The following is a 14984-nucleotide window of genomic DNA, read 5'->3' as shown; positions in this document are numbered from 1 at the left end:
CCTAGCTTGATTTTAATCCTCCCCTAAGTTAAATTTGCGCCATATCTGCTATACTAACAATCGGGATCGACTCACGTAGGAAAAAAGTTATCATGAACGTGAGTCATTATTGACTGGGAGGGGACTGTTTGTTATCCAAATTCTTTACTGTGGCAACGATCAAATGTTTCGAGGCGTTTTACTTTCCGTATTGTCGCTTTTGAAGAACACATCTGAGCCTCTTGAAATTTATATATTAACGGCTGAATTACAAAACAAACAGCACCAAACGATTGAGTTTACGGAAAAACACGCCAATTTTATCAATGAAATTGTAACGCGGCATAACGAGAAAAATGATGTGACTAGAATTGATATTACCACCCTCTATAATGCCTATTTACCAACCGCCAACACGCATACGATGTTTACACCATATAGCATATTACGTCTTTATGCAGATCAAATTCCTGAACTTTCTGGTCGAATTCTATATTTGGATGCGGATGTCCTTTGTCGACGGCCATTCGATGATTTCTATCATCAATCTTTGGTCAATACTGAAATCGTGGGCACTCTAGATTATTATGGGCGCTGGTTTTTTCATCACCAATGGCGTAAATTTGACTACCTCAATTCAGGTGTTTTACTGTTAAATCTGAATTTAATCAGGCAAACTCATTTATTTGAAAAATGTCGTAAATTGTGCAAAAAAAGACCGATGATCATGCCAGATCAATCGGCCATTAACAAATATTCAAAATTAAAACGAATTACGGACCGGCGGTATAATGAACAGCACGGCAGAGTCAATGATACCGTGTTTCAACATTTTTCCGCGAAATGGAAATTTTGGCCCGTTATTCATACTGAATCAATTAAGCCCTGGGAAATTGATAAAGTGCATCAGCGGATGAAAATTCACGACTATGACGACCTTTATGAAGTGTACCAAGGGTTACTTAATCAGTTACCGGATTACTCTGTAACTGGCTCGACTTCTTCTGATTTTGCAAATTGATTGTTAAAATACTGCCGGTAGAGTGGATGACTTTTTATTAATTCATTGTGCGAACCATGACCACTAACGCGTCCATTCTCGATAAAATAGATTTCGTCCGCATCGATAATGGTATTAATTCGGTGAGCAATGATTAGTGTTGTCCGTCCGGTCATGAGATCTTGTAGCGCCCGTTGAACCATGACTTCTGATTCAGGATCTAGGCTAGCGGTTGCCTCATCAAGCATGAGTAGCTGAGGGTCCCTTAAGAAGGCACGGGCAATTGATAAACGTTGTCGTTGGCCTCCGGAAATATTAACGCCATTTTCACCAATTTCGGTTTCAAGTTGTGCTGGCATTTCTAATACGAAATCTTTTGCGTACGCTAATTCTAAAGCTCGCCACTGTTCTTCATCGGTGGTGGGCTTTTTTAGTCCGTAAGTTAGGTTATAGCGGATGGTGCCAGTCATGGTGTCTGCGTTTTGGCCAACTAAACCAATTTGATCGCGCCAATTGGCCAGATTTAAATCAGTGAGGTTAGTGTCACCAATGGTAATAGAACCGGTATCGGGCCGATAAAAGCGTTCTAATAGGCTAAAAATGGTTGTTTTTCCGCTGCCAGAAGGGCCGACAAATGCGACGACAGAATTTGGTGCCGCCTTAAATGAAACATCGTGTAAAATTTCTTGATCAGTTTGATAAGAGAAAGAAACGTGATTCATTTCTAGGATCCTATCATTAGCATTAACTTTAACGCCAACATTGGTCCTTTCTTCGGCCACATCAAGTAATTCTTGAATTTTACTAGTCGAGCCGCCTGTTTTAGCAACGTCGGATAAGAACTGGCCAAGTGTGGTAAAAGGAACAACTAACTGAACTAGATACATTAGAAAGGCCATTAAAGTTCCGCTAGTCATCGTGCCGTGACTAATGCGGAAGACACCGTATGAAAGCACGCCAACTATGAGGGCGAGCATAAGCACTCCGGTGGTTGGCCCCACAATTGAGTCATAAATTGCTTCACGAACGCCTAATTTGTAAAGTTTAGACATTTGCTTTTCACCACTCAATTTTTCGGTTGCCATTGCGTCAGAGGACTTCACTAAACGCATTTTGGTCAATACTTTACTGACCTTGGCGTTTAATGAAGCTATGGCGTTCTGACGTTTATGGGCTACACTGTAAGATCGGCGGAATACAGGTAATAAACAAAATAAAATGAGTGGGACAACAACGAACATGATAAGTGTCATTCGCCAGTCCATGAACAACATTAAAAGCATGGCGCCTACAAGTTGGAGTATGGAAGTGATCATTCGGGGTAATGAGTTCGCTAGCAGGTCTTTAACTTGGGTTGAATCGTTGGTTAACCGTGATGCGATTTGGCCGGATTGATGTTGATCTAAATAATTGATCGGTAGAACCAAAATCTTATTCCATAGTCGGTTGCGTAATCGATAAACAACATCTTCACCAAAAACGCCAAGCGAGGTTCCGGAAAAAGCACCTAAAATAATACTAAAAACAAACAATAGAATAACCGCAATTAAAAAGCCAGTATTTATATGGTGCGGAATTTGGTTGAGAATGTTTCGTGCTAGAAGTGGAACTGCAAGCTGTAGGGCCGCAGCAAACGCGCCTAGTAGTATGCCGCAAATAAACAACCAGTAGCGTGGTTGAATCAGCTGAATTAGCTTTAAAAAATCCTTAATGTGAAGCCTTGAAGTTGTTTTTGAACGTGAGTGCATGAGTGCGTCTCCTAAAATAGATTTGCAGAACTAAAATAACGCATTGTTAGTGGTTTTACAATAGCTTTAAAGTTATATAGTTCACTTTAGCAGTTTCATGGAAAATAACGGTGCTTTAAAAATCCAGAAACTTTGGCAAATTAGTAAGCACCGCTATTTTTGCTTACTATTTACGATAACGTTTCCGATTTAAATAAAGTTTGCTGGGTTAAAATAATAACGCCAACGCCGGTTAATAAAACCGATAAACAGATAACCAGCCAAATAATGGGTAACCAACTGCCTAATTGTGTTTTTAGAAAACCAAATGCAATTGGGCCAGTGGCGGCTAGCAAGTAGCCAAAAGATTGGGCCATCCCTGATAAATTTGCGGTATCTGTAGCGTTAGTGGTTTTCTTTTGAAAAAAGATAATTGCAATACTGAATGCCGCACCAGAACTAGCACCCATTAATAAGGAAAATAGCGCGGACCAGCCAAAGGATTGACTGCCGGCCAAAAGCCCGCAGGCACCACCAATAAAGCCAAAACCAACAAAAGCTACAACAACAGCCATTCCGTGCGGCCTTTCGGAAATTAAAGGGACCACTAAGGACAAAGGCAGGAGACTGATTTGAAAAATGGTCGCCAGATTACCAGCCTGAATAGTGCTAAAACCAACGCTGGTAAATAAGGTTGGTAGCCAGGTCAATAAAGAATAATAAAGTAAAGATTGTAGGCCAAAGAATAACGTAATCCACCAGGCCAACCCGGTCCGCCACACTGATTTATGGGTAGTGTTTTGCAGTTTGGTAGTCGTATTTTGATTTGGCATTTTTTTCAAATTAAGTAGCCAAACGAACAGGCCGGCCAAGCCAACTAATGAAAGTATGGCCATCGAACCCATGAGTGAAATTTTATTAGCTAAATGGCCAGAAAAGCCGGTACCTAAAGAAGCAATCAGCCCCATCGCAACCGTATATTCAGTCGTTTTAATCGCAATTTTTGCTGGAAATTGTTCCTTAATAATTGCTGGGAGTAGGACATTGCCGCCAGCAATACCGATTCCAATCAGGCCAGTTCCAATCATTAACGCCCAAATGGTTGGAATAACGCGTAAATAACTACCAGCGGCCAATAAAATGAGAAAGCCAAAGAGAACTTTTTCGTTACCAAGGCGTTGACTGAGTCGTGGCGCAAACGGGGAAATAAGGGCAAACATAAGTAATGGAATAGTTGTCAAAAAACCCGCCAGTGAGGCCGGTAACCCTAAAGTCTGTTTTAAGTTAGTGAGTAAGGGTGGCAGCATCGTAATTGGTAGCCGCAGATTGGCGCCAACTAGAATCAGACCAAGTGTGAGCCAGCGGTTAGTAATTTTAGTATTCATACTAATAGTTTCTCCTTTATTGCGTCTATCTATATGAGTACATCATAAATTAAGTGGCGGGTTTTAACAAAGTTAATTGTTTGTAGCGGATTAGCAAAATGTTTTTAAGTACGTTTCCACTAAAATAGTCAGGAAAATACTAACGAAGGTAACTTCCAAATATTTCTGCGGATACGAAAAAAATAGTTGCTTGTAAATTAAAGCACAAGCGTTTAAGATTTAAAATGAAAGCGTATTTTTAATCGGAAAGGATTGACAATAAATGGCAATCGACAAGGTTGTTTATGAAGCGGAGTTAACCGCGCTGAATAGTGATAAATTGGGTATTAAGCCAAAAGGTCACGCAACACTGACCATTATGAACAATCAATTAATAATTGAAGTTAACATGACTGACGTTCCCGCCAATACAGAACACTGGATGCATTTCCATGGATTTGCCGATGGTTCAGATGCACAAATTGCAACCATTAAGCAGGATAAAAATCATGATGGTTTTATTGATTTACCAGAGACCGAGGAAGTTTCCGGAACAACAATGGTACCATTTAATGATCGACCACAAGATATTAATATTCCAACGGATACTTACCCAGTTGCTGGTAGTGCAGGTAATTTTAATTACAAAGTGGCTGTACCGCTAATTGAGATGCAGCAAAAATTCAGTGAGGTTTTCCACGATCAACAGTTGGCGTTGGATAAGCGCGTTATTTATGTTCACGGTGTGCCGGATAGCATGGCATTGCCAGCTAGTGTTAAAGGCGCAGTTGGGACTTATGATGCGCACACAACGCTGCCCATTGCGGTTGGTAAAATTAAGCGTGTTTAAAGACCGTGAATTTTAGATAAAAAAGTGAAAAATACTTTTTAACTGATTTAGTGGAAACATGTTGGAAAAAACAGCTTCCTGCGGTGACCGAGACGAACTTAGTCGAGGAAACACAGTTATGGACTTTATAACTGTGCTCCGTAGCTTTCGCCACAAGAATGGCCATCGTTCGTAGCATCAAGATTATTAGCGAACTAGGCTGCGTCTCGGACTTTGGTTCATCCTAGTCCGATCGACAACGTTAGTAATCCTCAGAATCTAACCGCTTTTTCAAACACTCTGAGAGCTCGTCACAATTTTAATTGTTTGTCTGCAATTAAGATTGTGGTGAGCTTTTTTGTTGTAAAGGGTTAATTAAGACACTTTTGGTTATCTGTTCCGTTGCAAGATAAAAACATCAATTTAAATCTTTTGTTTCATAGTCGGACTGGTATGATAAACAGCGTTAATTAATTATGCTAAGTCCAGCAACAGGGTAGTTATGGAGGAAAGCAGATGCGAGTTACACGAACTGTTAGGGATTTTGAAAATGCACTAATTAAGGTACTGGAAACGACATCGTTTGATGCAGTGACCGTAGAGCAAATTTGTGCGGAGGCGTTATTGCATCGCAGCAGTTTTTACCGTTATTTTAATGATAAATACGACTTATTACAGCAAACGATGTCAATGATGCTCAATCAGCTACTAAAGGATCAAGGACACAGTGACGATATTATTGAACAAATCGTTAATTTTGTGGACACGCACAAGGAAGTATTTCGGAACATTTCAGTTAATAACGGGCGAAACTATCTTGATATGGAAGTTTTAACTGTCATCAGTCGGATTATGTTAGCGCGGCGTGATACAAAATCGCAGGATGCATTAATCGAGACCTTGCGGCGAACTGATCAACCGGAGATGTTGGCTTATGTACTGAGTGGTGCTATTATGGGTGCTTTTGTTTGGTGGCGTAAAAGTAATTACGATTTACCAAAGGAACAGATCATTTCTTTTATCAAGGTTGCCGTTAACGGCGTTAAATCTTTCTATTAGAGTGTTTATAAAGGTGTGGAATAAGGGTGAAAAGAATGCCAGATGGGAACTGGTTGTTAATGGATAATGGGTTAGATGAACGTTATCGCCAAATTTTAGATGCGGCATTTACTATTTTTGCACGTGATGGCTATGATGGCACACGTTTACCAGTGATAGCGTTTGAAGCCAAGGTGAGTATTGGGACGATTTACCGGCATTTTCCCAGTAAGCAAGCGCTATTTAATCAAATCTGTCAGCAGCTTATTATGGCCATTAAATATAGGCTGATGATTAATTTCCCACAGCAGGCGTCTTGTGAAGTCCAGTTTGATTTTTTGTTCAACAAAACGTTGCAGCTATTTCAACACGATCCGCGCAGTGCGACTTTCATTATGCGTAATCAGTTTGCCACTATTTTGGATTCAGTAACTCTGGCCAAACAGGCCGCATTGATTGCCTTTTTAAAACAAACCATTCAAAAAGGCCAGCAGTGTGGTGTTTTACGGGCTGGTCTTCCAGAGCTTTTGTTGGTCACAGTCGTTAACCAAATGACAAGCTCAGTTATTTTTATGGTTGGACGAACGCCATGGCCGGAATTAGTGCAGACATTACGAGATTGTTGCTGGGGTAGCTTAAGTGAGGGAGCAGTAAACTATGTGGGAAATGATTAAAAATGAGTGGCGTTTTGTACGTAAGAATCGGTTAATTTTGCTTTCTGTTATTGTCATGGCATTTATTCCGTTACTTTACAGTGTATTTTTCTTGAAGTCAGTTTGGGATCCTTATGGTAACACGCAGAATTTGCCAGTTGCCGTGGTTAATAAAGATCGGCCAGTTCATTATAATGGCGCGACATTGAACGTTGGTAAGCAGACAGTAACTAAGCTGAAAAATAATAACCAACTTGGCTGGCGTTTTGTGTCGGCAAAAAAGGCCGCGCAAGGAATGAAAGATAAAAAATATTATACCGTTGTAACATTACCAAAGAATTTTTCTAAAAATGCCGCCACACTTTTGGATAAAAATCCCAAAAAGATGCAGTTAACTTATAAAACAAATGATTCCTTAAATTATATCGGTGAGGTCATTAGTCAGATTGGCGCAACTTCCTTAGATAAGGAAATTCGTGCGGCCGTCACTAACGCGTATGCTAGCGCCGTGTTTGATCAATTACACGTTGTTGGCAAGGGGATGCACACTGCCGCTGGTGGGGCCTCCCAACTGGATACTGGTTTAGTCACAATGAATGACGGTTTAAAGCAGTACACCGTTGCGGTTTCGCAAGTTAATGATGGTGTTCAAACGTTGAATATGAGCGTTAAACCATTAGCTAGTGGCGCTGGGCAATTGGCAACAGGCTCGGCCACTTTGGCAAAAGGGCTAAACAAATACACGGCTGGAGTTTTGCAACTAGGTACGGGTGCCGGCCAATTAAATGCCAATTCAAGTAAACTGACTAGTGGTGCAACCCAATTGGCCGGTGGGACGGCTTTACTAAATGGTAAAACCGGCGCGCTCACTGGTGGTGTTAATCAGTTAGCAACTGGCTCACAAAAATTTTCTGGTGGTGTCCAAGCATATACTGCTGGTGTTGGCTCACTTTCTGGAGGTTTGGGGCAACTCGCGACGAACTCACAGCAATTGCGTAGTGGTACAAGTGAGCTAAAGAATTCATTAAAAGATTTACCAGCAGGAGTGACTGCCCTAAATGATGGCAATACTGAATTGGCGACCCAAGTAGCCCAGCTTAATCAACAACTCGCTACAAGTGGTCTACTTAATTTGGCTAAAAATCCACAGCAGTTAACGACATTGCGGCAACAAAGTTCCAATTTGGAGCAAAGTTTAGCCAGTTCACAAACCCAAGATCTGTTAAATGGTATGAATCAGTTGGCCAAGGTTAATTTAACTGGATTGAGTGATTCAGTAGCAAAACTCCAAACAGCGGCAACTGAAGCGCAAACAACAATGACGGGTAGTCTTGGTCAAATTGCTGCAAATGCAAAAGAATCTGCACAGGATGCTCAGGCCGTCCTAGTGGCTAATCCTGATTTAGATCAAGCCTCAAAGGCCAAATTAACCGCAATTATTGCTCGTGAGGCTGGTACTAGTCCAACTAGCACGGCTAGTGAACTAAAGATAACGCAAGCGACGATGACTGGCCTTGCGCAGCAACTCACAACTGCTGAAAATACACTGACAACGTTAGCACCAATTTTGACAAAGGTCAGCAGTCTCGGCCAGCAGTTGCCTGAATTACAAGAAAAGTTACAGGCCGCCAAGTCGTTACTGGCCAGTACCAATACATTGATGAGTCAGCTTAATACGAAAGAAAATCAAACTTTATTGGCTGCGATGCCGGCCAAATTAAATGACTTACAAAAAGCAACGCAGCAATTAGCGGCTGGAACACAGCAATTAGATACTCAGGTTAACGCAAAAGTTCCAGGTAGTCAGCAGTCATTATTATTGGCTAGTCTCAATCAATTAGAGACGGGCACAACTACCTACACTAAGGGCGTTGATGCTGCAAATGCTGGCGCCACTCAGCTTAAGCAAAATTCAGGAAGTTTGGCTTCCGGTGCGACCCAACTGGCCGGTGGTATTGGTAGTATGCAGCAACAGTTACCGCCACTAGTCACTGGTATTAGTACTTTAAATGGTGGCGCACAACAGCTTTCTAGCGGCGTTCAACAATATACGGGTGGCGTTCAGGCATTAAACAGTGGTGCCAGTCAATTAAACGCTAACTCAGCTACCTTAAATAACGGCGCGCAACAACTGGCTTCTGGACTGGGGCAATTAAACCAGCAGGTACCACAATTGGTTACGGGTGTTGGTCAGTTAGCCTCAGGAACAGGGCAGTTAAACGCTAAATCAACTGATTTAATTGATGGAAATATTAAACTGAACACAGGAGCTGCCCAGTTGGCTACTGCACTTAAGTCAGGTAGTAAGAAGGTTAATGGGATTAAAACAACGCCAAAAACGACGGCCATGTTTGCTAGTCCAACCAGTTTAAAGCACCAAAATTATAGCTATGTTCCAAACTACGGTCACGCCTTAGCACCGTACGTACTTTCTCTAGCACTTTATGTGGGTGCCTTGGTCTTTAATTTTGCTTACCCAATTCGCAAAATTTCGATGTCCGGTAAATCGGCTACTGCTTGGTTTTTCAGCAAGGTATCGCTTGGTGCCGCGGTTGCTGTTGCAATGGCAATTATCGAAGCAACACTAATTATGGCGTTTGGACTACAAGTTGACCACGTTGGGGCCTTCTACCTGATAGCGATTATTTTTGCACTGGCCTCAATGTTTATCATCATGTTTCTTTCAATGGCATTAGATAATCCAGGCCGTTTTTTGGCGATGATTTTACTGATGCTTCAACTAGGTGGTTCTGGTGGCACGTTCCCGATGGAAGTCACCAATGGCTTCTTTAATGCCATTCATAAGTTTTTGCCGATGACGTACTCAATTTTGGGCTTTCGGGAGGCAATTACTTCTGGACTTGGTGGTCAAACAATTGGGCAAGTCACGTTAATCTTAGTAATCTTTACGTTAGTGGCACTAATTTTATTATGGACTGTTATGTTATTGTTGCAACGAATTCATTTAGCAGGCACGTCACAACTAGACGAGAATCAAAAATTACAGAAAATTGAAAAATAGGTTTGAAATATTTCAAAAATAAAACAGTCTAAGATTATTCTAAGAAAGAATGAGCAAAAGTCTTTCTTAAAATAAATCTTAGGCTGTTTTTTTAGGACACTATTTTCGTTTAAGCACATGGTAGGCGACGAACATTAAGACAAACCAGATTAGAGAAATTAATAACGAAATTCGCGTATCAGGAATGAATAAAAGAAAAATCAACACGCAGATGAAAAACAGCAAACTCAGGTAATCGGTAAAAGGATAGCCAGGCATTTTAAAATTACTACTGCCTTCAGGGTGTTGTTTCCGATATTTAAGGTGGCACCAAAGTAAGATCAACCAGACGAAGACAAAATTAATGGTTGAGACACCAGAGACTAAGTTGAAAACCTTGGCCGGCATAAAATAGTTTAAAATGACAATGATAAATAGAATCAGCGATGAAAATTGTAATGCTTGATTTGGGACGCTGCGCCGATCTAATTTACCAAAGCGTTCTGGTGCGTTATGTCCCCGTGCTAGTGCGTGTAGCGTCCGACTGGTACTGAATAAAGCACTATTAGTTGCGGACATGGCAGCAGTTAAAACAACGAAGTTTAAAATTCCAGCGGCGCCAACAATACCAATACCGGAAAACACTTGAACGAAGGGGCTGGAAGTGGTTGTGATTTTATTCCACGGGTAAACGCTCATAATAGCAATCATTGAACCGATGTAAAAAAGTCCAATTCGGATTGGCAAACTATTGATGGCCTTCGGTAAATTAACTTCCGGATTGGTTGTTTCACCAGCAGTTAGACCAACCATTTCAATACCAACAAAGGCAAAAACCACCATTTGAAATGACATTAGAAAACCAATTGGACCAGTGGGAAAGAAACCGCCGTGGCTAACTAAATTAGAAAAACCAGCTACGGAATTACCAACGTGGTAGTGAATGATGGCCAGAAAAACACCGACAACAACTAAGGCTAGGATGGCAACGACTTTGATCAGTGAGAACCAAGATTCTAGTTCGCCAAATAGGCCAACGTTCACTAAATTAACTAACAGCAATAGGAGAATGATGACAAATGGTGTGATCCATTGGGGAACGTTAGGAAACCAATACTTAACGTAAATTCCGGTGGCAGTTAAATCTGCCATTGCTAGGCTAATCCAACAAAACCAGTAGGTCCAGCCGGTAATGAATTCCATGCGGTCGCCGAGATATTCTTTAACGAAATCAATGAATGAATTTTTACTAGTATCAGAAAGTAGCAGCTCACCAATTGCGCGCATTAAAAAGAAACAGAAAATACCGACGATGAGGTAGGATAAAATGATTGACGGTCCGGCAGCACGAATGGCACTCCCTGAACCAAGAAATAGTCCGGTACCAATCGCGCCGCCAATTGCAATCATTTGAATATGGCGGCTTTTTAGTGATCGTGATAGTTTTTGTTCTTCTTTCATTTATACTTCCTCCTAATATTTTGCAATCTTACCCGTAGCTATTGAATCTTTTTACGTTGTAATAAAAAAGCGCCTCTAGTACAGAGGTCTGCACTAGGGGCGCTTTGCAACGCTGTTCCACCCAAATTCACAATCCATAAGAATTGCCTTTAACGGCCGTTAACGTAGCCAAACGATATAAAACAACCGCCATAAAAGTTGAATGGATTTCAGCCTCGCCCACTCTCTCTGAATTTAATCATTCGATTAAAATTATTGTTATTCAGTGTATAAAAATATTAAGGAATTGTCAAGTCGATTTGAACTCGCTTATGGTCTGAAACTAAGGAGTATTTGGAAAAGCGCCCAGGTTTCTACGTTTATCCACGATCGGTATACGTATCTTATTGCTAAACTTGGCCAATGCTCAAAAAGGATTATTGCATTTCTTAGTTTCATTTTTGCGGTGGCTTGCTTATACTAAAAGAAAAGATAAAGAAGGTAAAAGTAATGCTACATAGTAGTAGAATGGCAATCGGCGCTTGGGTTAATACTTTAATTATTCTGCTTGTCGGCGCAATTAAGCCCCAACAATTAACAAACTCAGGGATGTGGTCGTCATTATTTGCGGTCTCATTCTTTTATTTGATTGTTATTATCGCCAATCAAAAAAAGTGGGGCCATTGGTTATTAATGCTAATGGAAGTTATTTCCGGTCTTATTATTTTAGAATTTATGTTCACGAGTTTAACGCAGTACGCGGGCTTTTGGCGCGTTTGTAGTATCTTACTAGCAGTTTTACTTTTAGGACATTTATACGCCGCATTTCGCGCGCTGCGTCAAGATATGAAGGCAAAATAGACAAAAGTGACTCAATCTACTTAGTGATTTTAATTTATAGATTAAGTCACTTTTCTTTTATTGTAAAAAAGCAATTTACCTTTGTTTAACGTCGTAATAGGCTACTTTCGATTGCCATTACTATACTAGTGCATCGTGGTGAATCTATTTAAAACTATTAGCTAGTTTTCAGAACGCTAAAACTTAACTGGAACGAGACAAAACAGAATAGATTCCATTCCGGCCGCAGTGGACCTCAAGTGTTATTTGTGTAGCGGAACAGAGGCTAATTGAATGCTATGTTGGCGTTGTTGTTTTCAATCAACCTTGATGATTTTGACCTGGTAACTGCTGGCCGGTGCCTGAACGGTAACAGTTGTCCCGGCGGATTTGTTCAATAAGGCCTTGCCAATTGGTGAGGCAAAGGAAAGTTTATTTTGGGTAACTTCGGCCATTTCGGCCTCTTGTTTGCCGACAATTAGGAAGGTTTCTTCACTATTATCATCGAGAAATTGAATAGTAACGGATTTACCTAACTCAATTTTGTCGGTCGTTTTTGGCGCCACAATTTCGGCGTACTGTAATTGTTTATCTAAAAAACGAAGCTGGCTTTCCAGGTGACGTAAATCACGCTTAGCGGCACTGTATTCAGCGTTTTCTGACAAATCCCCCAGTGCACGTGCCGCTTGTAAGATCCGAATACGTTCTGGTCGTTGCTTTTTTAACGTCTCGATTTTATCTTCGATTTGTTGGTAGCCATTTTGAGTCATTTGGTTAAGGTAAGGTTGGGGCATAACTGATTCTCCTTTGCAAAGGGTACTTGTAGCGTATATTGTAAAGCAAAATTAGTTAGGTTACCACTTAGTATCAGTGTGGCAGGGCCTTTACATTTTGAGTAATGTAGTTTGAATTAGGGTAGCCACACCTTCGTTTAAAATTATTAAACTAATCTATCTATAGATGCTACAGTATTTTAGAAATGATCAGAAGGGTAGTTGGCCGCCATTTTGTACGCTAATTATATTTAAAAAAGATGTGTTATACTCACAAAAAAGTTTACCAAATACGCAGGATCATTATTTTAAATCTTTTGAAAGAAGCTACTTATTTTGAAAACACTAATTATCGTTGCTCACCCCCAATTAGCAGATTCAGCTACCCAGGCCTTTTTAAAGGCAGGCGCGCAATTGCCTGACGTCACTTGGCACTATTTAGATGAGCGGCAATCAATTAACGTGGCGGCGGAACGCCAATTATTATTAGTTGCCAATCGTGTTATTTTGCAATTTCCACTTTACTGGTATTCCGCACCGGCTATTTTACAAATCTGGGAAGAGCAGGTTTTACAGGTGAAAGGCTCCTTGGCCGGTAAAGAATTAGGTGTCGTTGTCAGTACTGGCGTTAAAGCCGAGGCCTATCAGGCAGGTGGCGCCGAACAATTCACAATTTCTGAATTGTTGCGGCCATTTCAAGCACTTACCCACAAACTACAGATGACTTATTTGCAACCTTTTGTGCTATCTCAATTTGCCCATTTAAGCGAGTCGGCCAAGCAACGACTGTTTATTGCTTATCAACAATACCTGACCTTATCAGTTTCGGCGGCCTTTAGTGAACGCGAGAGCTGGTTTGTCGAACGATTAAAGCGAATGATTGCGGCAAAACCAGAACTGAAAGATCGAGTAACGCTAATTTTAGAGCAGTTAGAGACGCAGCAGGAACAACTTGATGAATTACAATGGACACTTCAAATGATGAAAGCAAGTGAAAATGATGACGAATGACTGGTTGCAGCAGCAAATTAATGAACTAGCCGTTACCAGTGAACATTACGAGGAACAGGCCTTATTTAGGGCACTTGCCGAGCTGGTTACTGAACAAGAAAAAAGGATTGAGCAAACACAGGGCGAAATTGATGGCCGAACTTGGGATGAACGTCAATGGTGAAATCACGAGAAAAATTTTAAGCTATTATTTATGGCGCTTTAAGAAGGCACTGCTCTTTCAAGCACTCCTAGTAAAATTACCTTTCATCACGATTAAATGAGATTTTTTTGTGACGTTTTACGCCTTTAGCTTGTTTTCATAAATTTATTTTACTAAGCTAAATAAAACGGAAGGAATAGGGATGCTTAATTTGATGACTCGAAAACAACATAATTTTATGCGTAGACGACGGTATCGTTTATTTAAAGCAGGCCTTATTTTTAGTCTGGTTATCATTGTTTCTTTGATTACAGGTGCTTTTTCTATCACGCACGCAACGGATCAAAAACGGGCCCAGAACTCGCAAAGTTCTACTTCAGGAGTAATTACTAGTAAGCAAAAGACTGATGCCAAGACAGCCAAGCAAGCTGCTATTGATCGCGCAAGAAAAAAGGCTGGTGTGAATCAGGCCATTAGTGATGCTCAACAGACCGCTAAAACAAAAGCAGGAGCGACTCAAGTTCAGTTAAAGGCACCGGCACTTGATCAGTTTCCTGAATTACCCACTGGTTGTGAGATCACTGCGGTTGCGATGCTAATGCAATACAAGAAGGTTAATATTTCTCCTAGTGAAATTGCTCAAGAAATTCCCTATACGGATGATCCAAATACTGGTTTTTGGGGAAATCCTTACGACGATACAGGCTATACAATGTATCCACCAGCGTGGCAAAGCTTTTTTGAAAGTAAGGTAGGACACTTCAAAAACTTGTCAGGTGCCAGTATTAAGACACTTAAGCAGACATTACATTCAGGAAAGCCAGTTGTGGCTTGGCTATATTTACACGATTTTCCGGCCCATGCTATTTTATTAACCGGCTACGATCAAAATGATTTTTATTATAATGATCCTTTTGATGGTTCTGGTAACAACAAAATTAAAACTAAAACTTTTTGGAAGTTGGCGGCAACACAAAATAACGCGGCAATGACCTATTAATTGAAAAATGGTGGGAGTGGGCCAAAAGTCGGTTTTGGATTAGCTGTAGTTAGGCACGTAAATCCAGACTTTTGGCGCACGTTCTAGAGCAATGTTCGGAAACAGTAAGCGGCTGTGACATAAGTAAGTTTAAATAAGACGTGGCACTGGAAAAATCGAATATTCGATTTTTCCAGTGCCACGTCTT

At 40.8% G+C, this 14984-nt stretch carries 13 protein-coding genes; 9 read left to right on the top strand and 4 right to left on the bottom strand.

Features of this window, described 5'->3' with window-relative positions; translation table 11 throughout:
- The first annotated feature begins 109 nt into the window (after positions 1–109).
- Positions 110–1000, top strand: a complete 891-nt coding sequence (locus tag EKM98_RS02575; protein ID WP_225418511.1) for a glycosyltransferase — start codon at positions 110–112, stop codon at positions 998–1000.
- On the opposite strand, the gene EKM98_RS02570 is transcribed toward EKM98_RS02575, so the two are convergent.
- The gene (locus EKM98_RS02570; protein WP_125980378.1) at positions 958–2727 is read right to left on the bottom strand and encodes an ABC transporter ATP-binding protein; all 1770 of its coding nucleotides are present in this window, start codon (positions 2725–2727) and stop codon (positions 958–960) included. The two genes, EKM98_RS02575 and EKM98_RS02570, sit on opposite strands and share 43 nt — an antisense overlap.
- A 170-nt stretch (positions 2728–2897) precedes the next feature.
- Positions 2898–4091 carry an MFS transporter gene (locus tag EKM98_RS02565; RefSeq protein WP_068225845.1) on the bottom strand — a complete coding sequence of 398 codons (1194 nt, stop codon included), beginning with the start codon at positions 4089–4091 and terminating at the stop codon, positions 2898–2900.
- 262 nt (positions 4092–4353) lie between these two features.
- On the opposite strand from EKM98_RS02565, the gene EKM98_RS02560 reads away from it, so the two are divergent.
- From EKM98_RS02560 to EKM98_RS02545, 4 genes are all read left to right on the top strand, one after another.
- Positions 4354–4920: a hypothetical protein gene (locus tag EKM98_RS02560; RefSeq protein WP_068225844.1), complete on the top strand. Its 567-nt coding sequence runs from the start codon at positions 4354–4356 to the stop codon at positions 4918–4920.
- Between the two features lie 495 nt (positions 4921–5415).
- Complete coding sequence (locus tag EKM98_RS02555; RefSeq protein WP_068225843.1) at positions 5416–5958, top strand: TetR/AcrR family transcriptional regulator; 543 nt, start codon at positions 5416–5418, stop codon at positions 5956–5958.
- 35 nt (positions 5959–5993) lie between these two features.
- The gene (locus EKM98_RS02550; protein WP_068225842.1) at positions 5994–6611 is read left to right on the top strand and encodes a TetR/AcrR family transcriptional regulator; all 618 of its coding nucleotides are present in this window, start codon (positions 5994–5996) and stop codon (positions 6609–6611) included.
- A complete protein-coding gene (locus tag EKM98_RS02545) occupies positions 6604–9612 on the top strand; it encodes a YhgE/Pip family protein (protein WP_125980425.1) in 3009 nt (1002 codons plus the stop codon). Before EKM98_RS02550 ends, EKM98_RS02545 begins: the two co-directional genes overlap by 8 nt.
- Positions 9613–9711: 99 nt before the next feature.
- On the opposite strand, the gene EKM98_RS02540 is transcribed toward EKM98_RS02545, so the two are convergent.
- Entirely contained in the window at positions 9712–11052 is a 1341-nt protein-coding gene (locus EKM98_RS02540; protein ID WP_068279383.1) for an amino acid permease, read from the bottom strand.
- A 489-nt stretch (positions 11053–11541) separates the two neighbouring features.
- Here EKM98_RS02540 and EKM98_RS02535 point away from each other — a divergent pair, with 489 nt between their 5' ends.
- Positions 11542–11892 carry a hypothetical protein gene (locus EKM98_RS02535; RefSeq protein WP_068225840.1) on the top strand — a complete coding sequence of 117 codons (351 nt, stop codon included), beginning with the start codon at positions 11542–11544 and terminating at the stop codon, positions 11890–11892.
- Between the two features lie 296 nt (positions 11893–12188).
- On the opposite strand, the gene greA is transcribed toward EKM98_RS02535, so the two are convergent.
- The gene (greA, locus tag EKM98_RS02530) at positions 12189–12665 is read right to left on the bottom strand and encodes a transcription elongation factor GreA (protein ID WP_068225839.1); all 477 of its coding nucleotides are present in this window, start codon (positions 12663–12665) and stop codon (positions 12189–12191) included.
- Positions 12666–12980: 315 nt separating this feature from the next.
- Between greA and EKM98_RS02525 the strand changes: the two genes are divergently transcribed.
- The 3 genes from EKM98_RS02525 (at position 12981) to EKM98_RS02520 (ending at position 14797) form a co-directional block, all read left to right on the top strand.
- The gene (locus EKM98_RS02525; RefSeq protein WP_068225838.1) at positions 12981–13655 is read left to right on the top strand and encodes an NAD(P)H-dependent oxidoreductase; all 675 of its coding nucleotides are present in this window, start codon (positions 12981–12983) and stop codon (positions 13653–13655) included.
- A complete protein-coding gene (locus tag EKM98_RS12045; protein ID WP_164505766.1) occupies positions 13642–13818 on the top strand; it encodes a hypothetical protein in 177 nt (58 codons plus the stop codon). The genes EKM98_RS02525 and EKM98_RS12045 overlap by 14 nt, the downstream gene beginning before the upstream one ends.
- A gap of 193 nt (positions 13819–14011) precedes the next feature.
- Positions 14012–14797, top strand: coding sequence for a C39 family peptidase (locus EKM98_RS02520; protein ID WP_158234212.1), 786 nt, complete (start codon positions 14012–14014; stop codon positions 14795–14797).
- Positions 14798–14984 lie beyond the last annotated feature (187 nt).

This window comes from Loigolactobacillus iwatensis, from assembly GCF_003950295.1.
In the GTDB taxonomy this organism is placed as follows: Bacteria; Bacillota; Bacilli; order Lactobacillales; family Lactobacillaceae; genus Loigolactobacillus; species Loigolactobacillus iwatensis.
Note: the sequence above shows the minus strand (reverse complement) of the source record. Positions and strands in the feature narration are given on the sequence as shown.

Coding starts and splice junctions, on each gene's coding strand:
- EKM98_RS02570 (WP_125980378.1), bottom strand. CDS start 2,727: ATGCACTCACGTTCAAAAACAACTTCAAGGCTTCACATTAAGGATTTT.
- EKM98_RS02560 (WP_068225844.1), top strand. CDS start 4,354: ATGGCAATCGACAAGGTTGTTTATGAAGCGGAGTTAACCGCGCTGAAT.
- EKM98_RS02565 (WP_068225845.1), bottom strand. CDS start 4,091: ATGAATACTAAAATTACTAACCGCTGGCTCACACTTGGTCTGATTCTA.
- EKM98_RS02555 (WP_068225843.1), top strand. CDS start 5,416: ATGCGAGTTACACGAACTGTTAGGGATTTTGAAAATGCACTAATTAAG.
- EKM98_RS12045 (WP_164505766.1), top strand. CDS start 13,642: ATGATGACGAATGACTGGTTGCAGCAGCAAATTAATGAACTAGCCGTT.
- EKM98_RS02550 (WP_068225842.1), top strand. CDS start 5,994: ATGCCAGATGGGAACTGGTTGTTAATGGATAATGGGTTAGATGAACGT.
- EKM98_RS02535 (WP_068225840.1), top strand. CDS start 11,542: ATGCTACATAGTAGTAGAATGGCAATCGGCGCTTGGGTTAATACTTTA.
- EKM98_RS02520 (WP_158234212.1), top strand. CDS start 14,012: ATGACTCGAAAACAACATAATTTTATGCGTAGACGACGGTATCGTTTA.
- EKM98_RS02545 (WP_125980425.1), top strand. CDS start 6,604: ATGATTAAAAATGAGTGGCGTTTTGTACGTAAGAATCGGTTAATTTTG.
- greA (WP_068225839.1), bottom strand. CDS start 12,665: ATGCCCCAACCTTACCTTAACCAAATGACTCAAAATGGCTACCAACAA.
- EKM98_RS02540 (WP_068279383.1), bottom strand. CDS start 11,052: ATGAAAGAAGAACAAAAACTATCACGATCACTAAAAAGCCGCCATATT.